Below are 24,340 nucleotides of genomic sequence, written 5' to 3'. Positions count from 1 at the left end.
CGGCCTCGCCGCCCTTTTTCTTCCCTTTTTCGCGCCGGTTGACGCATGACTTCGACGCTTGCCACTTTCCTCAGTCTCACCGTGGACGGCATTGCCTACGGCATGATGCTGTTCCTCATTTCCGTTGGCCTGACCATCACGCTGGGCGTGATGCGGGTGGTCAACCTCACGCATTCCGCCTTCGCCATGATCGGCGGCTATCTCGCCCTGTGGTTCATCCGCGGCGCGGGCGTGCACTTCTATCTCGCCGTGCCCCTGGCCGCGCTGGCGACCATGGCGATTGGCGCGCTGCTCGAACGCACGCTGTACCGCTGGGTCTACGGCACGAACGGCCTGGGCCAGCTGCTGATGACCATAGGACTGACTTTCGTCATCACCGCCATCGTCAAGAACCTGGCCGGCACGCAATTGCAATCCCTGCCGCTGCCTGCGTCGCTGCAAGGCAATTTCAACGTCGGCACGCTGACGTTGTCGGTCTACCGCGCCTTCCTGGTGGTAGCGAGCGCGGCGGTCGCTTTCGCGTTGTGGCTGGGGATCGAGCGCACGGCGTTCGGCGCCCGCCTGCGCGCGGCGGTCGACAACCAGCGCATGGCCCGCTGCGTGGGCATCAACGTGCCCGCGGTGTTCTCGGCCACGTTCGCCATCGGCTGCGGCCTGGCCGCGGTGGGCGGCGCGCTGGGCAGTCCCATGCTGCCGCTCGAGCCCTACTACGGCCTCAAGTACCTGGTGATCGTGCTGATCGTGGTAGCGGTGGGCGGCCTGGGCAGTCTGCGAGGTTCGCTGTATGCCGCGCTGCTGCTGGGTCTCATCGATACCTGGGGGCGCTACTACGTGCCGGCGCTTGGCGCGTTCGTGATCTACCTGGCCGTACTGGCGATCCTGCTGGTCCGTCCCCGCGGCCTGGTGGCGAGTTGAACATGAAGACATCCCATACCGATCCGGTCGCGCGCGCGTTCGCGCAGCACCGCTACAACGTGGTCGACCTGGTGCTGCTGGCGGCGGCCGTGGCGACCTTTTTCCTGGCCGACCTCTACCTGGCCCTGGCCACCGCCGTGCTCATCATGATCGTGTTCGCGCTGTCGCTGGATATCGCGCAAGGTTATGGCGGCGTCGAGACCCTGGGACACGCGGCCTTTTTCGGCACCGGAGCCTATGCCGCCGGACTCTACGCCATGCACGTGTCTTCCGAGCCCCTGTCCGGACTCGTCGTGGGCATGGTCGCCGCCGCCGTGGTGGGCCTCGTCTCGGGGCTGGCCGTGCTGCGCACCACCGGCCTGACGCAGATCATGCTTACCCTGGTTTGCGCGACGCTGTTGCTGGAGCTGGCCAACGTGGCCAAGCCGCTGACCATGGGCGACGACGGGTTGACCGGTTACTCGGTCGCGCCGGTACTGGGCTTGTTCCAGTTCGACATCGAGGGGCGCACCGCGTACTGGTATGCGCTGGCCGTGCTGGTCCTGGCATACGCCTTCTGCAAGTTCCTCGTCAGTTCGCCGCTGGGACTGACGGCGCGGGGCGTGCGCGAGAACCCGACGCGCATGGCGCTGCTCGGCGTGCCGGTGCGCCGGCGGCTGCTGGCGTTGTATGCGATCTCGGCGGCGCTGGCCGGCGCCGCCGGTGCGCTGTCGGCGCAAGTCAACAACATCGTCGGTCTCGACAGCCTGGGCTTCACCATGTCGGCCAACGTGCTCGTCATGTTGGCGCTGGGCGGAACCGGGCGCCTCTATGGCGCCTTCCTCGGCGCCATCGTCTTCATGCTGCTGGCCGACCGCGCCGCGGCGCTCGATCCCACCAACTGGCTGGCCGCGCTGGGCGTGCTGCTGATCATCGTGGTGCGGTTCGCCCCCACTGGCCTGTCGGGATGCCTGGCCCGCTGGATCGGCAAGGAGGGCGCACGATGAGCGCGCCGCTGCAACTCGTGGGCTTGTGCAAGCAGTACGGTGCCCTGGCCGTGACGCGCGACGTGAACCTCGCGCTGGAACCTGGCGCCAGGCATGCGTTGATCGGTCCCAACGGCGCGGGCAAGAGCACGCTGGTGCACCAGATCACCGGCGTCATCCGGCCCAACGCCGGCAAGGTACTGCTGGACGGACGGGACGTGACCGACATGCCCGCCGAGCAGCGGGTCAAGCTGGGCCTGGCGCGCACCTTCCAGATCAATTCCCTGTTCACCCACCTGAGCGTGGCCGAGAACATCGGCCTGGCGCTGTCCGCCCGCGGGGGCCTGGACGGGCGTATCGGGCGGCCGCTGCCGGCACGTGCCGAGTTCGTCGACGAGGCGGCGGATTGCCTGCGCGAGCTGGGATTGCTGGAGCTGGCCGGCAGGCAGGTGAGCGAACTGGCCTATGGCCAGCGCCGCCAGATCGAGATCGCGCTGGCGCTGGCGCTCAAGCCCAAGGTGCTGTTGCTGGACGAGCCGGTGGCCGGCGTGCCCTCTACCGAGGGCAAGCGCCTCTTCGAACTGCTCGAGCGCCTGCCGGTCGACGTGGCCGTGCTCGTGATCGAGCACGACATGAGCCTGGTGTTTCGCTTCGCCAGGCGCATCACCGTCCTGGTCGAAGGCGCGGTGCTGCTCGAGGGTGGCGTGGACGAAGTCCGGACCGATCCGCGCGTGCGCGACGTATACCTGGGCAAGCGAGGACACCATGACTGAACGCGTGCTGGAATTGCAGGACCTGAGCGCAGGCTATGGCGAGACCGTCGTGCTGGAGAACGTGTCGCTGCACCTGGCCGCGGGCGAGGCGCTGGCGGTGCTGGGCCGCAATGGGGTCGGCAAGACCACGCTGCTGACCACGCTGCTGGGCCTGAACACCGTGCACGGCGGCGCCTTGCGCTACCTGGGGCAGGACTTCTCCGGCTGGCCGGCGCACCAGCGGGCGCGCCGCGGACTGGGGCTGGTGCCCCAGGAAAGGGAGATATTTCCCTCGCTGACGGTGCAGGAGAACCTGACCGTGGCTGCGGCTCCGGGGCCGTGGAACCTGGAGCGGGTCTACGATCTCTTTCCCAGGCTGGCGCAGCGCGGCCGCAACCTGGGCTACCAGTTGTCGGGCGGGGAGCAGCAGATGCTCGCCATAGGCCGGGCCCTGATCGGCAACCCGAAGGTATTGTTGCTCGACGAGCCCTTCGAAGGGCTGGCGCCGGTCATCGTCGACGTGCTGGTGGACGCCTTCGGCAAGCTCCGCGAGGGCGGGGCGCTTTCCATCGTGCTGGTCGAGCAGCATGCCGAACTGGCGCTCGACCTTACCGAGCGCGCCATCGTGCTCGATCGCGGGCGCATCGTCTGGCAGGGAGCGAGCCCGGAACTGCGGGGCGATCCGGAGCGCCTGGCGTCATTGATAGGTTTGGAGGAAGTGCAATGAATCGGTCGAAGCCGTCCCTGGTCCTGTTGCCGGGACTCCTGTGCGACCGCGCCGTGTGGGATGAGCAATGCGCGCGCTTCGGCGCGCAATTCGAATGCGTGGTGCCGGACTACGGTACGCTGGACACGATCACCGCGATGGCCGAGCACGTACTGCGGCATGCGCCGGCCGGGACGTTCCATCTTGCCGGCCATTCCATGGGCGGGCGCGTCGCGCTCGAAGTGATCCGCCTCGCACCGGAGCGCGTCCTGCGCCTGGCCTTGCTGGACACGGGCTACAAGGGGCTTGCACCGGGCGTGGCCGGGGAGTCCGAGCGCGCCGGCCGCATGGCCCTGCTGCGGACCGCCCAGGAGAAAGGCATGCGCGAGATGGGACGCATCTGGGCCCGGGGCATGGTGCATCCCGACCGTATCGACGGGCCGGTGTTCGAGGCCGTCCTGGCCATGCTCGAACGCCGCACCCCGGAGGTGTTCGCGGCGCAGATCCGCGCGCTGCTGGCGCGGCCCGACGCCTCCGCGCAATTGCCGCGCATCGCCTGCCCGACGCTGGTGCTGTGCGGCCGGGAGGATACCTGGAGTCCGCTGTCGCGCCACGAGGCGATGGCCGCCGAGATACCCGGCGCGCGGCTGGTGGCCATCGAGCATTCCGGACACATGACTACGATGGAGCAGCCCGGCGCCGTCAACGACGCCTTCGCGCAATGGCTGCAGGCCGAGGCGCGGCCCTGATTTCGCAACCCTTCGCGTCCCGCGGAGCAAGACACGCGCGCCGCGAAGTCATTCCACAGGAGACTCACATGTCGTCCAACCGCGGTGTCGTCTACGTAGGTCCCGGCAAGGTCGAGGTGCAAAGCATCGCCTTTCCGAAGCTGGTGAATCCCGCCGGCAAGTCCATCGAGCACGGTGTCATTCTCAAGGTGCTCTCCACGAACATCTGCGGTTCGGACCAGCACATGGTGCGGGGCCGGACCACCGCCCCCGCCGGCCTGGTGCTGGGGCACGAGATAACCGGCGAAGTGCTGGAGGCCGGACGCGACGTCGAGACGCTGAAGAAGGGCGACATCGTTTCCGTGCCGTTCAACGTGGCATGCGGCCGCTGCCGGCTGTGCAAGGAGCAGCAGACCGGCGTGTGCCTGAACGTGAATCCTGCCCGTGCCGGAGGCGCCTATGGCTACGTCGACATGGGCGGCTGGATCGGCGGCCAGGCCGAGTATGTGATGGTGCCCTACGCCGACTTCAACCTGCTCAAGTTCCCCGATCGCGCCCAGGCCATGGCGAAGATCCGGGACCTGACGTGCCTGTCGGACATCCTGCCTACCGGTTATCACGGCGCGGTCACGGCCGGCGTCGGGCCGGGCAGTACGGTCTACGTGGCCGGCGCCGGGCCGGTGGGCCTTGCCGCCGCCGCGTCGGCACGACTGCTCGGCGCCGCGGTGGTGATCGTCGGCGACGTGAACCCGGCGCGCCTGGTCCATGCCCGCAAGGTGGGCTTCGAGACCGTGGACCTGTCGCAGGATGCATCCCTGGCAGACCAGATCGCGCAGATCCTCGGCGTGCCGGAAGTGGACTGCGCCGTCGACGCCGTCGGTTTCGAGGCGCGCGGCCACGGCCACGAGGGTGCCCGCCAGGAGGCGCCGGCCACGGTACTCAACTCCTTGATGGAAGTCACGCGGGCCGCCGGCAAGATCGGCATTCCGGGACTGTACGTGACGGACGATCCCGGCGGCGTCGACAAGGCAGCGCAGCACGGTTCGCTCAGCATCCGCCTGGGATTGGGCTGGGCCAAGTCGCACAGTTTCTTCACGGGGCAGACGCCGGTGATGAAATACAACCGCTCCCTGATGCAGGCCATCTTGTGGGACCGCATCAAGATCGCCGAGGTCGTTGGCGTGGAAGTCATTACGCTCGACGACGCTCCCAGGGGCTATGCCGAGTTCGACGCGGGCGCGCCCAAGAAATTCGTCATCGACCCGCACGGCCAGTTGCCCAAGGCGGCCTGAGCGGCTTGCCCGCGCCCGGTTTCATGCCGGGCGCGGCGGCACTCGCGTGCCGTCCCTCCATCTCTCCACCTACGGCGCATCGCCGCCCGCCAGTCGCGCGGGCGCGCGCTCTCAACCATGCCGAGGCCCGCTGCGGCCGGCGGCAATCCTAGGGAATGTACTGAGGCTCCTGAGCCGTGGCAGCGATTGACGCCGCCGCCGCCGTATCTCATCATTCCTGCAATTCACTAAAAGGTGAATTGCAGGCGGGCGATCCGCTGGCGAGATCGCCATGGCCGCGATCCCCGCGTCTATGCTGCGCCTTGCACGCGTACAAAGAGATCCGCACCAGGAGACAACCATGAAGTTCGTTCGCGCCGCTGCATTCGCTCCGGTGTCCTGCCTGATCGCCCTGGCCCACGCGCCGGCGGGTGCGCAGGAAGCCGCCTATCCCACCAAGCCCATCCGCGTAATCGTGCCGTTCACCGCGGGCAGCACCACCGACATCATCGCCCGCGCCATCACGGACAAGCTGGCCGCGAGCCTGGGGCAGCCGGTGGTGGTCGAGAACCGCGCCGGGGCGGGCGGCACGATAGGCGCGGCGCAAGTCGCGCAGGCCGCGCCCGACGGCTATACCGTGCTGATCCACTCTTCGTCGCATACCGTCAATCCCTCGACCTTCGCCAGGCTGCCGTTCGACACGGTCAAGGACTTCGCCGGCGTGACGCCGATCTCCACGCTGCCCAACGTGCTGGTGATCGCGCCATCGAAGAACATCAAGTCCCTGTCCGAGCTGCTGGCCACGGCCCGCAGCAAGCCCGGCAGCCTGAACTACGCCTCGTCCGGCACCGGCAGCGCCACGCACCTGAATGCCGAGCGCTTCCGGCTGCAGGCCAAGATCGACGCCACGCACATTCCGTTCAAGGGGTCGCCCGAGGCGGTGTCCGAAGTCATCAGCGGGCGCGTCGATTATTACTTCTCGCCCGTGGCGCCGGTCATCGGCCAGATCAAGGAAGGCCACCTGGTGCCGCTGGCGGTGGGATCGCCACGGCGCTCCAGCATCCTGCCTAACGTGCCGACCACGGCGGAAGCCGGCGTTCCGGGCTCGGAATTCAATTTCTGGATAGGGATGATGGTGCCGGCCAAGACGCCGCGGCCCATCGTCAACAAGCTGCAGGCCGAAGTGGCCAAGGCGCTCGCCTCGGAAGACGTCAAGACGCGCTTTGCCGCGGTCGGCGCCGATGCTTTCGTCCTGACGCCGGAGAAATTCGACGCCTACATCAAGGACGAGATCGAATCGAACGCGCAGCTGGTGAAGGCGGCGGGCATCGAGCCGATGTAAGGAGCCTGGGCGCAGGCCGGGCGTCTAGGCGGGACAGCTCTAGAGCTGGCCGGGCGCGGGATGCGTCCAGAGCGCAGCCCTGTCGATGTCGGCAAGGGTCCTGCAGCCGGCCAGCGCCATCGCGATCTCGAACTCGGTGCGCAGCATGTGCAGCACGTGGATCACGCCGACCGTGCCGGCGGCTGCCAGGCCATGCAGGTAGCCGCGCCCGATCAACACCGCGGCGGCGCCCAGCGCGATCGCCTTGAAAACGTCGGTGCCGCGGCGTATGCCGCCATCCATCAGGATGGGAATGCGGCCGCGCACTTCGGCGGCGATCCATGGCAGGGCCTCGAGCGTCGCCGGCGCCGTATCCAGCGTGCGCCCGCCGTGGTTGGAAACGATGATGGCAGACGCGCCGGCTTCCACCGCCAGCCTCGCGTCGGCCGGCGCAAGAATGCCCTTCAGCACCACCGGCAGCCCCGTCATGGTGCGCAGCCATGCGATGTCCTCCCAGGACGGCGCGGCGTCCAGCGCGCCGCTGCCGAAGACGGCGCTCTCGCCGGCGCGCGCAACGGTCTGGGCCATGGGGCGCATGCCTCGCAGGTTGACGGCTTCGATGCCGGCGGGCAGCGCGAATCCCGCGCGCTGCTCGCGATTGCGTACCCCATTGACCGGGGCGTCCACGGTGACCACCAGCGCCCGGTAGCCGGCCGCTTCCGCTCTCCTGGCGAGCCGTAGCGTGTCGTTCCGGTCGGCCTGGAAGTAGAGTTGGAACCATAGCGGCGTCTCGGCTGCCCGCGCCAGGTCTTCCAGCGCGACGCTGGCCTGGGTGCTGACCACCATCGCCGCCTTCATGGCCGATGCCGCCAGCACCGTGGCAAGTTCTCCCTGCGGATGCGCGAGCTTCTGGAAGGCCACCGGCGCCAGCAGGATGGGATAGGACAGCCGGACGCCGAGTAGATCGAGCGAGGTGCCGCCGCCCGTCATGTCGCCGAGGACCCGGGGCTGTATCCGCACGCGGTCGAAGGCTTCGCGGTTGGCGCGCAAGGTCAACTCGTCGGCCGCGCCCCCCGCGAGGTAGGCCCACGCGGCATCGTCGAGGCGCTCGCGCGCATAGGCTTCGTAGTCCGCGACGGCGGCGATCTGCGGCGGGATTTGGGCGAGCGGAGGCAGGGGCATGGACGGGCCGCCGGTCAGGTCTGCGACCATTGCCGCAGCAGGTTGTGATAGATGCCGGTCAACTGGACCAGGGCCTCGCTGGCCGGGACCTCGCGCGCGAGCTGCTGGATGGCGGTGTCCATCCGGTAGAGCGTCTCGCGCTGCGTTTCGTCGCGCACGAGGCTTTGCACCCAGAAGAACGCGGCGATGCGCGCGCCCCGGGTGACCGGCGTGACCCGGTGCAGGCTGGTGCCGGGGTAGATCACCATGTGGCCCGCGGGGAGCTTGACGCGATGGATGCCGTAGGTGTCTTCGACGACGAGCTCTCCGCCGTCGTAGTCTTCGGGCGGTGTCAGGAACAGCGTGGCCGAGATGTCCGTGCGTACCCGGTGCGCGCTGCCTGGCAGGCTGCGGATGGCATTGTCGACGTGGTTGCCGTAGTTGCCGCCGCCTTCGTAGCGGTTGAAGGCCGGCGGCAGCACTTTCAGGGGCAGCGTGGCGGAGATGAACAGCGGGTTGGCCCCCAGGACGTCGAGAATGAGATTGCCCAATCGCGCGGCGAGCGGATCGTCGGCCGCCAACTGCAGGTTGTGCTTGGCATGGACCGCCATGTGCCCGGCCGTGGACCGGCCGTCGATCCAGTCGGCCCCGGCCAGCGCCTGCCGGCATTGCGCCAGCTGCTCGGCCGTCAGGACGTCGGGAAGGGTCAACATCATGGCAACGCATCCTCGCATGGAATCCCGGCAAGTTTACCCTTGCCGCCCTAGGGCGCGTCTTTCCCGTCGGACGCGGATCTCAATACACTAGATGCTGTGCATGCCGATGGAGCGCCGCGCCGGCCCGCCCGGGCCGCAGGCAGCCCGCCCTGGCAAGGAGCCCGATATGTCCGCCGATACGCCCGACCTGCAGTCCCTCTGGATGCCCTTTACCGCCAACCGGCAGTTCAAGGCCGCGCCGCGGCTCCTGGTGTCGGCCAAGGGGATGTACTACACCGATGCCGATGGCCGGCAGATCCTGGACGGCACGGCGGGCCTGTGGTGTTCCAATGCCGGCCATTGTCGCGACGAGATCGTCGAGGCCGTGCACCGGCAGATGCGCACCCTGGATTACGCGCCGCCTTTCCAAATGGGGCATCCGCTGGCCTTCGAGGCCGCCAGCCGGCTCGCGGCGATCATGCCTTCCGGCCTGGACCGCATTTTTTTCACGAACTCCGGTTCGGAATCGGTCGATACGGCGCTGAAGATCGCGCTCGCCTACCATCGCGCCCGAGGAGAAGGCCAGCGCACCCGGTTCATCGGCCGCGAGCGCGGCTACCACGGGGTAGGTTTCGGCGGCATGTCGGTGGGCGGGATCGGCGCCAACCGCAAGGCCTACGCAGCCAATCTGATGCCTGGCGTGGATCATCTGCCCGCTACGCTGAATATGGCCGAGGCCGCGTTCTCCAAGGGCCAGCCCACGTGGGGCGCGCACCTGGCCGACGAGCTCGAACGCCTGCTGGCCTTGCACGACGCGTCGACGGTGGCCGGCGTGATCGTGGAGCCCATGGCGGGTTCGGCGGGCGTGATCGTGCCGCCGCGCGGCTATCTCGAACGCTTGCGCGAACTGTGCACCCGCCATGGCATCCTGCTGATCTTCGACGAAGTCATTACGGCGTTCGGGCGGCTCGGGGCGGCCACTGCGGCCGGGCGCTTCGGCGTGACGCCGGACCTGCTGACCATGGCCAAGGGAATCAACAACGCCACTGTGCCGATGGGGGCGGTGGCCGTGTCGCGCGCCATTCACGATGCCATCGTCGAAACGGGACCGGGCAACGCCATCGAGCTGTTCCATGGCTATACCTATTCCGGGCATCCGGCCGCCGCGGCGGCGGCCGTGGCGACCTTGGACTTGTATGCACGGGAAGGACTGTTCGAGCGGGCGGCCCGGCTGGAGCCGGTGTTCGAGTCGGCGGTGCATGCGTTGCGGGGAGCGCCGCATGTGAAGGACATCCGCAATATCGGGATGGCCGCGGCGGTCGAGCTGGAACCCCGTCCCGGAGAGCCTGGGGCACGTGCCTACGAGGCTTTCCTGGCTTGCCTGAAGGCGGGCGTGCTGGTGCGGTTCACTGGCGACATCCTCGCATTCTCGCCGCCGCTGATCATCGACGAGGAACAGATCGAGACGTTGTTCGCGACGGTGAAGAAAGTGCTGGAGGGGAAGCCCACCCCTTAGCGCTTCCCGTCAGCGCGTAGGGGGGGGACTATAGTCAGGCTGCCTGCCCGGAGCGGCCTGCTGGAAGGCCGGTTGCTTCTGGCAATGCTCGTACACCGCCATCACGCGCTCATACGCCGACGTATCGCAGCCCATGCGCTGGGCGTTGCCCACCTGGGGAACCAGGCAGCAGTCGGCCAGCGTGGGGGCGTCGCCGAAGCAGTAGGGGCCGGAACCGTGGGCCTGCAGCAGGCGTTCGACCGCGGCCAGGCCATCCTGTATCCAGTGATCGTACCAAGCCTTCTTTTGATCCTCGGTAACGCCGATCACGTCGGTCAGGTACTTGAGGATGCGCAGGTTGTTGATCGGATGGATGTCGCAGGAGATGGCCAGCGAGACCTCGAGCACCCGCGCGCGCTGCATCTTGTCTTCGGGGATCAGGCGCGGGGTGGGATAGGTGGCGTCGAGGTAGTCGATGATGGCCAACGACTGCCCCAGCCGGACCTCGCCGTCCACCAGCAGCGGCACGTTGGCCGACGGGTTCTTGGCCACGTAGTCGGCCGCGCGGTGCTCCAGCGTGCGGATGTTGACGCCGCGGTACTCGTAGGCGAGGCCCTTGAGCGCCAGCGCGATGCGCACCCGGTACGAGGTCGAGCTGTTGAAGAAACTGTAGAGTTCCATGTGAGCTCGTCCAGCCTCAGACCACGCGCACGTTCAGCTTGCCCAGCCCTTCCACGCCGCCTTCCATCACGTCGCCCTTGACCACCGGGCCGACGCCTTCGGGCGTGCCGGTGAAGATCAGGTCGCCCGGCTCGAGGCGGAAGTACTTGGACAGGTAGGCCACGGTCTCGGCCACCGACCAGATCAGCTTGGAGGTGTCGCTGCGCTGCTTGTCCTGGCCATTCACCTTCAGCCAGAGCTCGGCCTTGTCGAGATGGCCGACGTCGGACGCCTTGTGCAGCGGCGCGGTGGGGGCGCTCTGGTCGAAGGCCTTGCCGATTTCCCAGGGGCGGCCGACTTCGCGCATCTTGATCTGCAGGTCGCGGCGGGTCATGTCCAGGCCGACTGCATAGCCCCACACATAGTCCAGCGCCTGTTCGACCGGAATGTTCGCGCCCGACTTGCCGATGGCGGCCACGAGTTCGATCTCGTAGTGGAAGTTGGAGGTCTCGGCGGGGTAGGGCAGGTCCAGGGTCGTGCCGTAGGGCACGGCGACCACGGCGTCGGCCGGCTTGCAGAAAAAGAACGGCGGTTCGCGGTCGGGATCGAAACCCATCTCGCGGGCGTGCGCGGCGTAGTTGCGGCCGACGCAATAGACGCGGCGCACCGGGAATTGATCGTTGCTGCCGGCGACGGGAAGCGTGGTGACCGGTTCGGGTTGGAAGACGTACGACATGGGTCGGAAACCTCGGTGGATGGATGAAGGAAGATCAGGCGATGCGCTCTTCGCGCAGCAGCCCCAGCGCGGCTTGCACCGGACGATCAGAATAGCTGAACAGCACGGCGTCTTCGAGCGCGGCCAGTTGCACCGGCTGCCACGGCGGCACCACGAATACGTCGCGCGGACCGAACTGGAAGACTTCGTCGCCGATGCGGGCGCTACCCTGGCCCTCGACCACGCTGAAGACGGTGGAATCGGAGGTGCGGTAGGTCTTGCCCTGGAAGCCGGCCGGCAGCCATTGCATGAAGGTGGCCATGGTGGGCATGGGGTAGCCGCCGGTGGCCGGGTTCACGTAGCGCAGCTTGACGCCGTCCCAGGGATCGAGCTCGCCGCGCCGGCCCAGCTGGTCGAGCGCTTCGCGCGAGCGTTCGTACGGATAGTTGAAGATGGGCGAGGAGGTTCCGCTGAAGGTATGGCGCACCGGGGCCATGTTGTAACCGTAGCGGGCGAAGCTGTCGCCTTCGGGACGCATGACCGGCTGCGAGGCCTCCGGATAGTTCTCGGCGAAGCCGGCGTCGAGCGAGCGCAGCAGCGGGATGTCGAGGCCGTCGAGCCACACCACCGGCTCGCCGCCTTCGGCTTCGGTGGGGTTGCCGTGGTCGTGCCAGGTCCACGACGGCGTGATGATGAAGTCGCCGGGATGCATGGTGGTGCGCTCGCCGTTGACCGCCGTGTAGGCACCCTTGCCTTCGACGATGAAGCGCAGGGCGGATTGCGTGTGGCGGTGGCTGGGCGCGATCTCTCCGGGCAGGATCAGTTGCAGTCCGGCGTACAGCGTCTGCGTGATGGCCGATTGGCCCGCGAGGCCCGGGTTCTCCAGGATCAGCACGCGTCGCACGGCTTCCTCGGCGCTGATGATGGAGCCGGATTCCATCACGTCGGCGCGCAGCTTCTCGTATTTCCAGATGGCGGGCACGCAGCGCGGCTGCGGCTGCGGCGGCACCAGGGTGTGCAGGGACTCCCAGAGGGGGCTCAGGTTCTTCTGGGCGATGCGGTCGTAGTAGGCGCGGCGCGCGGCATCGGGAGCGGTCTTGTCGAGCATGGATGTCTCCGTGTCTGGCGGGCGGCGCGGGGCGATGCCCCGCCATGCTGCCTCGGGGCCGCGCGGGGCATCCCTGCGGCGGCGGCTCCGGCCATTGTATTCGGCGAGGTATGTGAAAAGATATGAAATTATCTTATCAACCATATCGCGCTGAGTATGGTCGAGCGGCGCTTCACCCTACGGGCATCATGTTGGTGCGCTCTCGACCCCGCAAAGGGAATGCGGTTTCCGGACTGGTGCGGCGCCCGGGGGGACGGCGTCCTTCATGCGCCCACGCCGCCCGGTATGGCCCTTGCTTGAGCAGCTTCGGATGCAGCCATAACGAAGGTGCCCATGCTTTCCTATGACGAGATGCAGTTCGAGACCGGCGCCGTCCGCCGGCACTACAAGCGGTTCTGCGCCTGGCTCGACCGCCAGCGTGGCGAGACCCTGGCCAGGAAGCGCGCCGAGGCGGACCTGGTGTTCAGGCGGGTGGGCATTACTTTCGCTTTGGGGGGCGACGCGGGTGACGTGGAACGGCTGATCCCGTTCGACCTGATCCCGCGCATTATTCCCGCTGACGAATGGCAACTGTTGCAGCGAGGCATGGCGCAGCGGGTGCGTGCGCTGAACCTGTTCATCCACGACGTCTACCATGAGCGGCGCATCGTGCGCGCCGGCGTGGTGCCGGCCGAGCAAGTCTATACCAATGCCCAGTACCGGCCGGAAATGCAGGACGTGGACGTGCCGCGGGACATCTACGCACACATCGCCGGGATTGACATCGTCAAGGCCGGGGGAGATCGGGACGGTACATTCTATGTGCTCGAGGATAATCTGCGGGTACCGTCCGGCGTCTCCTATATGCTGGAGAACCGCAAGATGATGATGCGGCTCTTCCCCGAACTGTTCGTGCAGAACCGGATCGCGCCCGTGGCCCACTACCCGGACCTGCTGCTGGATAATCTGCGCTCGGTGGCTCCCGTGGGCGTGGACGAACCCACGGTGGTCGTGCTCACTCCGGGCATCTACAACTCGGCCTATTTCGAGCACGCGTTCCTGGCTCAGCAGATGGGCGTGGAGCTGGTGCAGGGCAGCGACCTCTTCGTCTCCGACAATACCGTATTCATGCTTACTACGCGCGGCCCTCAGCGCGTGGACGTGATCTATCGGCGGCTCGACGACGACTTCCTCGACCCGCTGGCCTTTCGCGCCGACTCGGCGCTGGGGGTGCCCGGACTGCTGTCGGTGTACCGGGCGGGGCGTGTCACGCTGGCCAATGCCATTGGCGCCGGCGTGGCCGACGACAAATCCATCTATCCCTTCGTGCCAGACATGATTTCCTTCTATCTGTCGGAGGAACCCATTCTGCAGAATGTGCCGACCTGGCAGTGCCGCAAGCCGGACGAGCTGTCCCATGTGCTGGCGCACCTGCCCGAACTGGTAGTCAAGGAAGTGCACGGCGCGGGCGGCTACGGGATGCTGGTGGGGCCGACGGCCAGCCGTGCCGAGATCGAAGCCTTTCGCGCCCGCCTGCTAGCCAGGCCTCAGGCCTATATCGCCCAACCCACGCTGGCGCTGTCCACTTGCCCCACCTTCGTCGAGGAAGGCATTGCACCGCGCCACATCGACCTTCGACCGTTCGTGCTGTCCGGCCACAGCATCGCGATGGTGGCCGGCGGGCTGACCCGGGTCGCGCTACGCCAAGGGTCGCTGGTCGTCAATTCCTCGCAGGGCGGGGGAACGAAAGACACCTGGGTACTCGATGCCGCCGGTGGCGCTGCCATGGAGGAGGGGACATGCTGAGCCGCACGGCCGATCACCTATTCTGGATGGGGCGCTATATGGAGCGTGCGGAGAATACGGCTCGTATGCTGGACGTGACGCTCAAAGCACTGCTGCTGCCCCAGACCGACGAGAGCGCCCTGCGCAGCCAGCGGGCCGTGCTGTCGATCTCGGAGCTGAGCGATGCGTTCGCCGCCCGATACGACGCGGTGACGGCCCACAATGTGCTGCGTTTCATGGTCGCCGATCCTGACAATCCGTCCAGCATCCTGTCCAGCCTGCGTGCCGCCCGGGAGAACGCCCGTGCGGTGCGCGGCACGCTGACGACCGAATCGTGGGAAACGATCAACCATACCTGGCTCGATTTCAATCGCCAGGTCGACGAGGGAATGCTGGCGCAGGATCCCGATTCGGTGTTCGAGTGGGTCAAGCTGCGCTCGCATCTGTCGCGAGGCGTGACACTGGGCACCGCGCTCAAGGACGAAGCCTTCTATTTCACCCAGCTGGGCACCTTTCTGGAGCGGGCCGACAACACGGCGAGGATCCTGGACGTGCGTTTCGCCGATGGGGATGGGGCGCCGGGCTCGCGTTCGGCCGTCGGCGGGCAGCTCGACGACTTCTACTATTGGACCTCCATCCTGAGCTCGGTGTCCGGACTGGAGATCTACCGCCAGGTCTATCGCGACGTGCTGGTTCCCGAGAGGGTGGCAGAGCTGCTGATACTTAATCCGTCCATGCCGCGCTCGCTGCTTGCATCGCTGGACCATGTGTGCGAGAACCTCGCTATGTTGAGGACCGGCAACTCCCGCGAATGCGAACGCTATGCCGGCAAGCTGCGCGCCGAATTGCTGTACGCCGAGATCCGGCCCATCCTGGCGCGCGGGTTGCATGCGTACCTGACCGAATTCCTGGCTCGTATCGCCACCTTGGGCAACAAGATCAGTTCGGCCTTCCTCCTGCCCTTGACTTCCTGAAGGGGTGCGCCATGCGTCTGTTCATCCATCATGAAACCACGTATCGCTACGATGTCCCGGTGCATTACTCCATCCAGCAATTGCGACTGGTGCCTGGGTCCGGCTCGGCCCAGGTCGTCGTCCATTGGGACCTGAACGCCCCCGGCAAGCTCGACGCCGCCACGGACGCCTATGGCAATACGGTCCAGACGCTGGTCATGACGCGGCCCTTGTCGGAAATGCGGTTCGTCGTGCGCGGCGAAGTCGAGACCACGCTCCTGCGCGAAGGCCGGCTGCAGGAAGGTCCGGGCCGCATTCCGCTCGAACATTTCACCTGCCCGACGCGGCTGACCGAGGCCGACGATGCCGTGCGCGAGCTGGCCCAGGCCACGGGACCGCTGAACCGGCCGGCGGCGCTGGTCGACCTCGCACGGCACATTCAGGAAAGGGTGGCGTATGGTTCCGGCATCACGCAGGTGACGAGTACCGCGGCTGAGGCACTGGCGCTGGGGCAGGGGGTCTGCCAGGATCATTCCCATTTGCTCATCGCCTGCTGCCGGGCTTTGGGGGTGCCGGCCCGCTATGTCAGCGGCTACATCGATCCCGGCGACGTGCCTCACGCGGCCAGCCATGCCTGGGTGGACGTCTGGCTGGACGATGCGGGCTGGGTGTCGGTGGACGTGACACATGGCCGCTATGCCTCCGGCCCCTATTGTCGCGTTGCCGTCGGCGCCGACTACGGTTCGGCGGCTCCAGTGCGCGGCATGCGGGTAGGCGGCGGCGCCGAGGCCATGACAGTGGACGTGAAGGTCGGCGCAACCGGGCAATGAGCCCCGCTGGCGCGCGACCCATCCATGCGATCCCTGTCCCGACGCGCTAGAATCGTCCGATATTCCGATGGCGTGAATCCGGTATGACCTATTGTGTGGCGATGCGCGTGGACCGGGGCCTGGTGTTCCTGGCCGACACCCGCACCAACGCGGGCGTGGACCACGTCAGCACTTTCCGCAAGATGACCGTGTTCGAGCAGCCCGGCGAGCGGGTGATGGTGCTGTTGACGGCGGGCAATCTGGCGCTGACCCAGTCCGTCGTGCAGCTGCTGGCCGAGCCGGCCGACCCGGAGCAGCCCACGCCATGGAACGTGCCGAACATGTTCGAGGCGGCCCGGCTGGTGGGCAAGGCCGTGCGCGAGGTCTACCAGATGCACGGCAGCGCGCTGCACGATTTCAACATCGAATTCAATTGCAGCTTTATCCTCGGCGGCCAGATCCGCGGCCAGGGCATGAGGCTGTTCCAGATCTACGCGGCGGGCAACTTTATCGAGGCCTCCACCATGAGCCCGTATTTCCAGATCGGCGAAGCCAAGTACGGCAAGCCCATCCTGGACCGGGTGCTGACTCCCGCCATGCCGCTGGACGAGGCGGCCAAGTGCGCGCTGATCTCCATGGATTCCACGCTCAGGTCCAACGTGTCGGTCGGATTGCCGCTGGACTTGCTGGTCTACGAGAAGGACAGCCTGCGCGTGACCAAATTCGCGCTGATCGACCATGACAACGACTATTTCAGGATGATCCACACGTCCTGGGGCGAACGGCTGCGGCAGGTGTTCGCCGAGATCCCCGACCCGCAGTGGACGCCGGTGTCGGCGTTGCCGCCGGGCAAGTCGCCGATGCGTTCCGAGCCGCCGCTGGCGCCCGGGACCGGACCCTACAAATCGGTGCACGAACCGGCGCTGGCGCAGACCCTTGCCCAGTCCCAGGCGGGGCCCGCCGAGCCCGGCTAGCCGATCGGCGCGAGCGCGTTCTCCAGGGCCTGCGCCGTCAGCGGCCGCGAGAACCAGAAGCCCTGGGCTTCGTCGCAACCCAGCTCGCCCAGCCGGCGGGCATGCGCGGCGGTCTCGACGCCTTCGGCCGTGACCTTGATGCCGAGCGCATGCGCCATGCCGATGATCGCGCTGATGATGGCGTCGCCGTTCTTGACCGACGAAATGGCCCGCACCAGCGAGCGGTCGATTTTGATGCGATTGACCGGGAAGCGCGTCAGGTAGGCGAAGCTGGAGTACCCGGTGCCGAAGTCGTCGATGGCGATCTCCACGCCGAGCTTGCGCAGGCTGTGCAAGGTGTCCACCACCTGGCGGGTATTGTCCAGCAACAGCCCCTCGGTGATCTCGAGCTCGATGCTGCCCGGCGGCAGCCGCCAGCGTTCCAGGACCGCGGCCACGATGCCGTAGAGCTTGCGGTCGCGCAGCTGCGTGGGGGACACGTTGATCGCCATGCAAGGCGACTGGCCGAATTTGGCGAGCAGGCGCACCGCCTGCTGGCATGCGCCGTCGAGCACCCATTCACCGAGTTCGTCCATCAGGCCGAGGTCTTCCGCCATGGGCACGAATTCGGCGGGCCCGATCGCCCCGAGCTGCGGATGCCGCCACCGGAGCAGCGTTTCCGCGCGAGTGATGCGGCCGGTGCGCAGGTCGACCTGCGGCTGGTAGGCCAGCGAGAACTGACGCGCCTCGACCGCCTCGCGCAGCAGCGCCTCGAGGTGGTTGCGGCGGACAGATTGTGTCTGCATGCCGAAGTCGAAATGGCGGGCAGTCCCGCCGCCGCTGCGGCTTGCCGCATTCAGGGCCAGCAGGGCCCGCTGCAGCAGGGCGCGCGGATCGTTGCCGGCGGTGGGGTAGGAGCTGATGCCGACGCTGGCGGTTACGTGCAGCGTCGCGGGCGTGAAAGGAATGGGCCGCGACACCTCGGCCAGCAAGGCCGCTTCGCGTTCGGCGGAAAGCGTGTTGCGGCCGCTCGATATCATGACGAACAGCGATCCGCGCATCAGGCCGAGCACGTGATCGTCGCCGCACAGCCGCTTCAGGCGTGCGGCGACTTGCTTGACCGCGGCGTCGGCCGCACCCTGGCCCAGCGTATCGCGCAGCGTGCGCAGGTTGTCGAGTTCCAGCAGGACCAGCAGGACGGGTTCGCTTCTTGCCTTGGCGCGTTCAAGAGCCAGGCCCAGGCGCTCTTCCAGCAATTCCTGGTTGGGCAGGCCCGTGAGGGGATCGTGGTGCAGCAAATGCCAGAGTTGCAGGCCATTGCGATGGCGCCGGGGATTCTCGAACACCGTGCCCACATAGCCGGCGGTCTGTCCGCGGGCATCGCTGAGCCGGGTGAGCGCGAGGGTGACCGCCAGGCGCGAGCCGTTGCGGCGCAGGTAAGTCCAGTCGGCTTCTGCGCCCTGGTTGGCCATCAGCGGCGCGCCCGGCAGCACGCCGACGATGTCGCGTACCGGAGGGTTCGACAGCTCGTCCTGGCGGACGGCCACTTCAGAGGGGTCATGCAAGGCGTCGAAGCGGCACTTGCCGATCAATTGGGCTGCAGGATAGCCCGTGATGCGCTCATAGGCGGGATTGACCATGGTGAAGACGCCCTGGGCGTCGCACATGAACATGCCGCAGGGCGCCGACTGCATCGCCAATTGATAGGCAGCGGCGGCCAATTGCTGCGCGGACCACGCCGTCGTGGCTTGCGCATCGATCTGCACGGTGTCATTCCTCCACGACCAGGACTCTACGCGGCGTCCGCCGCGGCCCCTATTGAATCACAAGCGGTCGTGGCCGGGCAGGGCGGAATGGCGACAGATCGCGGTTTCCAGGGGTTTGCCCTGGGTTCCTGCCGACTGTGTCCCGCGCCCCGCCCTTCCGTGGACGTCAGGCCTTCAGGCGGGCGTCCATGGTGATCTGCGCATTCAACACCTTGGAGACCGGGCAGCCGGCCTTGGCGGCGTTGGCCGCCGCTTCGAAGGCCGCCTGGGCCGCGCCGGGTATGGAGACGGTCACGTCCAGGTGTACGGTGGTGATGGAGAAACCGTCGCCGACTTTGTCCAGCGTGACCGTGGCCGTGGTCTCTATGCTTTCGGCGGTCATGCCTGCCTTGCCCAGCTCGGCCGAAAGCGCCATCGAGAAGCAGCCGGCATGGGCCGCGCCTATGAGCTCTTCGGGGTTGGTTCCCTTGCCTCCCTCGAACCGGGTATGGAAGCTGTAGGGCGTCTGGGCCAGCACGCCGCTTTCGGTGGACAGTGTGCCCTTGCCGTCCTTGATGCCGCCTTTCCAGACGGCCGATGCCGTTTTCTTCATGAGCGCCTCCTGGATGACTGGCCGATTAGCTTAACGCCACCCGTGCGCCTTGCGGGCGAGCCGAATCGCAAGCGGCTGTAACGCGCTCAGGCTTGCTGCAGGCTGCGCAGCGCCGCTTGCCACGCGGCGCTCTCCAGCAACGGGGACAGGTGTCCCGCGAGGCCGGGAACAGTGGCCTGCCGGATAGACGGCGCGGCCGGGTTTTCGTTTTCCGGCGGAAAGAGCAGATCCCCGGCGCCGCGCAGCCAGGCGAGCGGGACGCGGCAGGATGCCAGTCGCGCGCGCACGTCGAAGGCCATGGCCGCGGCGCGCAGGGCTGCCAGCGACCACGGCGAGAACCGTTCCGCCCAGGCCTTTGCCTCTGCCGCGATGCGTGCGGCAGGATCGGCGCATCCCTGGGCGGCCAGCCAGTCGGCCATGCCGTACCGGGCCAGCGTCGCTTCGCGCAGCCGCCGCCACTGTGCCCGCCCCCGCGGGTCGTCTTGCCGGCAGGCGCGGGCCAGCGCGCGCAACCTGTCCAGCTCCGCCGGGGACCCGCTGCCTAGCGCAGAGGAGGCAAGCACGGCGATCCGCCCGGTTTCGACGGGGCCGCCCACGGCCCATTGGAAGGCCTGGTAGCCGCCGTAGGAATAGCCGATCACCTCGTCCAGCCGATCGATGCCCTGTGCCGCGAGCCATCTTCCCTGCAGGCGTACCGTATCGCCGATGGTGATGGCGGGAAAGCGTTCGGGATCGGCGTCGGCCGGTCCGCTCGAGCCGAAGCACGACCCGAGGGCATTGGGCACGAGCACGCAGCAGTCGCGGGTGTCGAAATGGCGGCCGGGGCCGATCCAGTCCGCTCCCCAGCCCGTATCGGGCGCGGGCGCGGCGCCGGGCACGGGCAGGGCCTGGGGGCTGGCGGAGATGCCATGCAGGAACAGCACGATGCGCCTGGCCCGCGCCGGCTCCGGGCCATAGCGGCACCAGCCGAGAAGCGCCGGTGCCAGGCGCGCGCCGCTGTCGAGCGGCAGTTCCGGCTCGGCATGAATGCCGGTCGAGGCGACGACGTCGGGCATGGCTTCCGTAGGCGAAGAGGAGGTCAGACCGGCCGGTCGCCCAGCACGGTCGTGCGCAGGATGGTGCGCTTCAAGTGCGCCGGCAAGTCCCGCGTGGTGGCCTTGTGCATGACGCAGCGATTGTCCCACATGACCACGTCGCCGGGCGACCACTGGAGCGCATATTGGTAGCTTTCCTGCGTGCAGTGGGCGAACAGGTAGTCCAGCATCCGGCGGCTTTCCTCTTCTGGCCACCCGACGATTTCCGCCGTCATGCCCGGATGGACGAACAGCGCCCGGCGGCCGGTCTCGGGGTGAGTGCGCACGATGGGGTGCACGACGTCGGGCGTCTGCGCGAGCTGGGCGCGGTCCATGACCACGCGTGTGCCGTCGTCGGTCTTGTCGCGGCGCGGGCGATAGCGGTGCACGGCGCGCTGGCCTTCCAGCCGCGATCGCGTTTCGTCGTCGAGGTCATCGTAGGCGCGGTACATGTTGACGAACAGGGTATTGCCCCCCTCAGGGGGAATGACCTGGGCATTGAGTATCGTGGCCTTGGCGGGTTTTTCGCGGAAGGCGAAGTCGGAGTGCCAGTAGGAGCCGCCGTCGGCGATGCCGGCGGGCACGCCGTTCTTGACCTCGTTGGACAGCACGAAGATCTCGGGATACTCGGGGTGGTTGTATTGGGACAGCACGTGGATGTCGAGCGGACCGAGACGGCGGCTGAAGGCCAGTTGCCGTGCCGGCGACAGGGCCTGGTCCTTGAACACGAGCAACTGGTGGTCGAGGAACGCCTGGTAGATGCGGTCGTACGTCGCATCGTCCAGGTTGCCGAGGTCCACGCCGCGAATGGCGGCGCCGATCAAGGGGCTGAGCGGAGTGGCTTGCATGGATGGCTCCTCGTGTATCAGGAAACGCGCTGCACGCGCGCGGGCGTGCGCACCAGCGGCTCGGCGCCTTGTTCGCCGATGAGGACGGGATATTCGAGCCGCAGGCCGCCCACGCCCGGCTGGTAGAGATGCGTGCCCAGCGCGGCCACCATGCCGGGCCGCACGACGTCCTGGCTGCGCAGATTGATGAAGGGACGCGTGCGGGCGCAGGTGCCCAGCCCGTGTCCGAACAGCGGCAGGCCGAATTCGCGCAGGCCGAACTTCTCGAACACCGCCAGCCCCTCTTTTACGCAGTCGGGAATCGGGCGCCCCGGCCGCAGGCCGGCCAGCATCGTGTCCACGGTCGCTTCCCAGCAATCGATCATGGCTTGCTGGCGCGCGTCCGGCTTGCCCAGGAAGACCGGCAGCGCGGTATCGGCCAGGTAGAGGTCCAGCATGGGATGCAGGTCGAGGATGACGAATTCGTTGTTCCGGATGGGACGGTCGGTGGCCTGCTGGGTGACGCCACGCAGGAAGCCGGTGCGTTCGCCGGCGCCTACCTCGGTGCCGCCGGTGACGGCCCACGACCACGTGCTGCCGCGCCGGCGGATGGCGCGTTCGATTTCTCCCGCCACCTCGTTCTCGGTCGCGCCGGGCCGGATGGCGGCCAGCCCCTGCTCGAAGCCATGGTCGGATACATGGGCCGCGTGGCGCAGGCGCTCGATCTCGGCGGCGTCCTTGATGAGCATGGCTTCGTCGATGAGGTCGACGCCGTTCTCCAGCTTCGCATTGGGCAGCTGTTCGGCGATCTCGAAGTACTCCGCCGCGGTCAGCATGCCGGGCGCCACTTGCGCGGCGCCGGGGTGTGCGAGATCCAGGCCGACGCGACCGGCGTCCAGGCCGTGATGGCGCAGGCGCTGCGCGATCAATTGCGGGAAGTCGGAGAACTCGAAGGTATGCATGTCGATCTCGTGCCCCTCGGCCGAGACCCGGGCCGCGTCCATGGCCCAGTAGAGGAATTCGCACGCGCCGTCCGCCGTGACCAGCACGGCGCCGCGCCACGGCATGAAGGCGCCGCTCAGGTAGTGCAATGCGCCTTGGCGCGTGCCGAGATAGGCGTCGAAGCCCGCCTCGCGAACGTGGCGGGCGACGTTGCGGCGCCGCGCCGGGAAATCGATGGCCTGCATGGATGTGTCTCCGTGGTTCAAGATACCGACGCGCCCGACGCCTTGACGATGGGTGCCCATTTCCGGGTTTCCTCGCGGACGAAGCGGGCGAAGTCGTCGGGGGTGCTGCCGACCGGGTCGGCGGCTTGAGAAACCAGTTGTTCCTTGATCTTGGGGTCGGTGAGCGCCTTGGCGATCTCGCGCTGCAGCCGGTCGACGATGGGGCGGGGCGTGCCCGCCGGTGCGAACACGCCTATCCACGAAGTCATCGCGTAGCCCGGCACGGTCTCGGCGATGGCCGGCACGTCGGGAGCCGCGGGCGAACGCTGCGGGCCGGTGACGGCCAGGGCGCGCAGCTTGCCGGCTTTGACCAGCGGCAGCGCCACCACCATGCTGTCGAAGGCCAGGTCGGCCTGGCCGCCCATGACGTCGGTCAGCGCCGGCAGGCTGCCCTTGTAGGGGATGTGCTGCATGGAAATGCCGGCCATCTCATTGAAAAGCTCGCCGGACATGTGCATGGACGTGCCGCTGCCGCCCGAAGCTCGGTTCAGCACGCCGGGATGGGCCTTGGCGTAAGCGATGAGCTCGGCGACGTTGCGCACCGGCAGCTTGGGATTGCAGACCACCATGAGCGGATACGACACGACCTGGGTGACCGGCGCGAAGTCCTTGATCGGATCGAAGGGCAGCGAGCGGTAGAGCGTCTGGTTGATGGCGTGCGTGCCTATGGTGCCCATCAGCACCGTGTAGCCGTCGGGGGCTGCCTTGGCGACGGCGTCCGCGCCGATGTTGCCGCCGGCGCCGGGCTTGGCTTCGACGACCACGGGCACGCCCATGCTGTCGGACATTTTCTCGGCCAGCAGGCGCGTGACGATCTCGGTCGGGCCGCCGGCGGCCGCGGGGACGATGAAGCGGATCGGCTTGGCGGGATAGGTCTCGGCCGCGCCCGCCGCGGCGGCCGAGACGAGCCCGGCGAGCGCCGCGCAGGCCAATCCCAGCTTGAACGTGTTGGTCATGATGTCTCCTCTTCGGGGTTCGATATGCACCCCTCAATTAGCGAACAAATGTTCGCTAATTCAATTTACGCCCGGAGCGAGGCGCTGTCAAACTACAATCCGCGACACTGCCTCGGATACGGATGAACATGACGCTGAGCGAAGAAAAGGAAAAGAAGGAGGAGTTCCTCGATGGCCTGGCCAACGGGTTGCAGGTGCTGCAGATCTACGCGAGCGGGGTGCCGGCGCTGACCATGCAGGAGGTGGCCGAACGGCTGGACGTGACCCGCGCCGCGGCGCGGCGCATCCTGCTGACGCTCGAGAAGCTCGGCTATGTGAATCAGGCGGGAAGGCAGTTCTCCGTCACGCCCAAGGTGCTGGACCTGGGCTACGCCTATTTCGCGGCGATGAAGCTGCCGCAACTGGCGCGCGCGGCCATGCGGCAGGTGGCCGATACGCTGGGAGAGACGTGCTCGCTTGGCGTGCTCGATCGCGAGGATGTCGTTTTTCTTGCGCGCGAAGATGCGCCCAAGCCGTTCCGCCTGGACCTGTCGGTAGGCAGCCGGCTGCCCGCCTATCCCCACTCGCTGGGCCGCGTGCTGCTCTCCGGCCTGGAGGATGCCGCGCTGGAAACCTATCTCCAGACGGTGGAGCTCAAGCGCCTGACTTCGAGCACCACCGTCTCGAAGACGGCATTGCGCAAGCTCGTCAGGCAGGTGCGCAGCGACGGCTATTGCATTTCCGTCAGCGAGCTGGTGGATGGCTTTGCCGGCGTGGCGGTGCCGCTGCGCGGGCACGACGGACGCATGGTCGCGGGCCTGAGCGTGAGCATGGTGCTGGGCAGCCGCAAGGCAGCCGAGTTGAAGAGCGAGTGCCTGCCGGTGCTGCTGCGTGCCGCCGGGCAGATCCAGTCGATGATGCCCCGGTGAGGCGGCCCGGGAGCGCATGGC

24 protein-coding genes are annotated in these 24,340 nt (G+C 67.5%); 13 read left to right on the top strand and 11 right to left on the bottom strand.

The window, feature by feature from the left end:
- Positions 1–45: 45 nt before the first annotated feature.
- From CDO44_RS17880 to CDO44_RS17850, 7 genes are all read left to right on the top strand, one after another.
- The gene (locus CDO44_RS17880; RefSeq protein WP_087781635.1) at positions 46–915 is read left to right on the top strand and encodes a branched-chain amino acid ABC transporter permease; all 870 of its coding nucleotides are present in this window, start codon (positions 46–48) and stop codon (positions 913–915) included.
- 2 nt (positions 916–917) lie between these two features.
- The gene (locus tag CDO44_RS17875) at positions 918–1,901 is read left to right on the top strand and encodes a branched-chain amino acid ABC transporter permease (RefSeq protein WP_087781634.1); all 984 of its coding nucleotides are present in this window, start codon (positions 918–920) and stop codon (positions 1,899–1,901) included.
- Positions 1,898–2,653, top strand: coding sequence for an ABC transporter ATP-binding protein (locus CDO44_RS17870; RefSeq protein ID WP_087781633.1), 756 nt, complete (start codon positions 1,898–1,900; stop codon positions 2,651–2,653). Before CDO44_RS17875 ends, CDO44_RS17870 begins: the two co-directional genes overlap by 4 nt.
- Entirely contained in the window at positions 2,646–3,359 is a 714-nt protein-coding gene (locus CDO44_RS17865) for an ABC transporter ATP-binding protein (RefSeq protein ID WP_087781632.1), read from the top strand. Before CDO44_RS17870 ends, CDO44_RS17865 begins: the two co-directional genes overlap by 8 nt.
- On the top strand, positions 3,356–4,087 hold the full coding sequence (locus tag CDO44_RS17860; protein ID WP_087781631.1) for an alpha/beta fold hydrolase: 732 nt from the start codon (positions 3,356–3,358) through the stop codon (positions 4,085–4,087). The genes CDO44_RS17865 and CDO44_RS17860 overlap by 4 nt, the downstream gene beginning before the upstream one ends.
- A 68-nt stretch (positions 4,088–4,155) precedes the next feature.
- Positions 4,156–5,358: a formaldehyde dehydrogenase, glutathione-independent gene (gene fdhA / locus CDO44_RS17855; protein WP_087781630.1), complete on the top strand. Its 1,203-nt coding sequence runs from the start codon at positions 4,156–4,158 to the stop codon at positions 5,356–5,358.
- Positions 5,359–5,698: 340 nt separating this feature from the next.
- Positions 5,699–6,679, top strand: a complete 981-nt coding sequence (locus CDO44_RS17850) for a tripartite tricarboxylate transporter substrate binding protein (protein WP_087781629.1) — start codon at positions 5,699–5,701, stop codon at positions 6,677–6,679.
- Between the two features lie 39 nt (positions 6,680–6,718).
- Here the strand turns inward: CDO44_RS17850 and CDO44_RS17845 are convergent, their stop codons facing one another.
- The gene (locus CDO44_RS17845; protein WP_087781682.1) at positions 6,719–7,840 is read right to left on the bottom strand and encodes an alpha-hydroxy acid oxidase; all 1,122 of its coding nucleotides are present in this window, start codon (positions 7,838–7,840) and stop codon (positions 6,719–6,721) included.
- 14 nt (positions 7,841–7,854) lie between these two features.
- Positions 7,855–8,535, bottom strand: a complete 681-nt coding sequence (locus CDO44_RS17840) for a Fe2+-dependent dioxygenase (protein WP_087781628.1) — start codon at positions 8,533–8,535, stop codon at positions 7,855–7,857.
- Between the two features lie 166 nt (positions 8,536–8,701).
- Here CDO44_RS17840 and CDO44_RS17835 point away from each other — a divergent pair, with 166 nt between their 5' ends.
- On the top strand, positions 8,702–10,030 hold the full coding sequence (locus CDO44_RS17835) for an aspartate aminotransferase family protein (protein ID WP_087781627.1): 1,329 nt from the start codon (positions 8,702–8,704) through the stop codon (positions 10,028–10,030).
- A 9-nt stretch (positions 10,031–10,039) separates the two neighbouring features.
- Here CDO44_RS17835 and maiA read toward each other — a convergent pair whose 3' ends face one another.
- The 3 genes from maiA to gtdA are packed head-to-tail and all read right to left on the bottom strand — an operon-like array spanning position 10,040 to position 12,492.
- The gene (maiA, locus tag CDO44_RS17830) at positions 10,040–10,690 is read right to left on the bottom strand and encodes a maleylacetoacetate isomerase (protein WP_087781626.1); all 651 of its coding nucleotides are present in this window, start codon (positions 10,688–10,690) and stop codon (positions 10,040–10,042) included.
- A 16-nt stretch (positions 10,691–10,706) separates the two neighbouring features.
- Complete coding sequence (locus tag CDO44_RS17825; protein WP_087781625.1) at positions 10,707–11,405, bottom strand: fumarylacetoacetate hydrolase family protein; 699 nt, start codon at positions 11,403–11,405, stop codon at positions 10,707–10,709.
- A 34-nt stretch (positions 11,406–11,439) separates the two neighbouring features.
- Positions 11,440–12,492 (bottom strand): gentisate 1,2-dioxygenase, encoded by a 1,053-nt coding sequence (gene gtdA, locus CDO44_RS17820; protein ID WP_087781624.1) that lies wholly within the window; start codon positions 12,490–12,492, stop codon positions 11,440–11,442.
- A 333-nt stretch (positions 12,493–12,825) separates the two neighbouring features.
- On the opposite strand from gtdA, the gene CDO44_RS17815 reads away from it, so the two are divergent.
- The 4 genes from CDO44_RS17815 (at position 12,826) to CDO44_RS17800 (ending at position 16,992) form a co-directional block, all read left to right on the top strand.
- Positions 12,826–14,277: a circularly permuted type 2 ATP-grasp protein gene (locus CDO44_RS17815; protein ID WP_087781623.1), complete on the top strand. Its 1,452-nt coding sequence runs from the start codon at positions 12,826–12,828 to the stop codon at positions 14,275–14,277.
- Complete coding sequence (locus CDO44_RS17810) at positions 14,271–15,230, top strand: alpha-E domain-containing protein (RefSeq protein WP_087781622.1); 960 nt, start codon at positions 14,271–14,273, stop codon at positions 15,228–15,230. Before CDO44_RS17815 ends, CDO44_RS17810 begins: the two co-directional genes overlap by 7 nt.
- An 11-nt stretch (positions 15,231–15,241) precedes the next feature.
- Positions 15,242–16,039, top strand: a complete 798-nt coding sequence (locus tag CDO44_RS17805) for a transglutaminase family protein (protein WP_087781621.1) — start codon at positions 15,242–15,244, stop codon at positions 16,037–16,039.
- A gap of 83 nt (positions 16,040–16,122) precedes the next feature.
- The gene (locus tag CDO44_RS17800) at positions 16,123–16,992 is read left to right on the top strand and encodes a proteasome-type protease (RefSeq protein ID WP_087781620.1); all 870 of its coding nucleotides are present in this window, start codon (positions 16,123–16,125) and stop codon (positions 16,990–16,992) included.
- Here the strand turns inward: CDO44_RS17800 and CDO44_RS17795 are convergent.
- The 6 genes from CDO44_RS17795 to CDO44_RS17770 form a co-directional block, all read right to left on the bottom strand.
- Positions 16,989–18,737, bottom strand: a complete 1,749-nt coding sequence (locus CDO44_RS17795; protein ID WP_087781619.1) for a GGDEF domain-containing phosphodiesterase — start codon at positions 18,735–18,737, stop codon at positions 16,989–16,991. The two genes, CDO44_RS17800 and CDO44_RS17795, sit on opposite strands and share 4 nt — an antisense overlap.
- Before the next feature lie 166 nt (positions 18,738–18,903).
- Complete coding sequence (locus CDO44_RS17790; RefSeq protein ID WP_087781618.1) at positions 18,904–19,329, bottom strand: OsmC family protein; 426 nt, start codon at positions 19,327–19,329, stop codon at positions 18,904–18,906.
- Positions 19,330–19,415: 86 nt separating this feature from the next.
- Complete coding sequence (locus CDO44_RS17785) at positions 19,416–20,384, bottom strand: alpha/beta fold hydrolase (RefSeq protein WP_087781617.1); 969 nt, start codon at positions 20,382–20,384, stop codon at positions 19,416–19,418.
- Between the two features lie 23 nt (positions 20,385–20,407).
- Complete coding sequence (locus tag CDO44_RS17780) at positions 20,408–21,250, bottom strand: TauD/TfdA family dioxygenase (protein ID WP_087781616.1); 843 nt, start codon at positions 21,248–21,250, stop codon at positions 20,408–20,410.
- A gap of 17 nt (positions 21,251–21,267) precedes the next feature.
- Positions 21,268–22,416 (bottom strand): Xaa-Pro peptidase family protein, encoded by a 1,149-nt coding sequence (locus tag CDO44_RS17775; protein WP_158213327.1) that lies wholly within the window; start codon positions 22,414–22,416, stop codon positions 21,268–21,270.
- A gap of 17 nt (positions 22,417–22,433) precedes the next feature.
- A complete protein-coding gene (locus CDO44_RS17770) occupies positions 22,434–23,411 on the bottom strand; it encodes a tripartite tricarboxylate transporter substrate binding protein (protein WP_087781614.1) in 978 nt (325 codons plus the stop codon).
- Positions 23,412–23,533: 122 nt separating this feature from the next.
- Between CDO44_RS17770 and CDO44_RS17765 the strand changes: the two genes are divergently transcribed.
- Positions 23,534–24,319, top strand: a complete 786-nt coding sequence (locus CDO44_RS17765) for an IclR family transcriptional regulator C-terminal domain-containing protein (RefSeq protein ID WP_087781613.1) — start codon at positions 23,534–23,536, stop codon at positions 24,317–24,319.
- Positions 24,320–24,340 lie beyond the last annotated feature (21 nt).

Origin of the sequence: Pigmentiphaga sp. NML080357, from assembly GCF_002188465.1 — a bacterium.
In the GTDB taxonomy this organism is placed as follows: Bacteria; Pseudomonadota; Gammaproteobacteria; order Burkholderiales; family Burkholderiaceae_B; genus Pigmentiphaga.
This window is presented reverse-complemented; position numbering and strand designations above follow the sequence as displayed.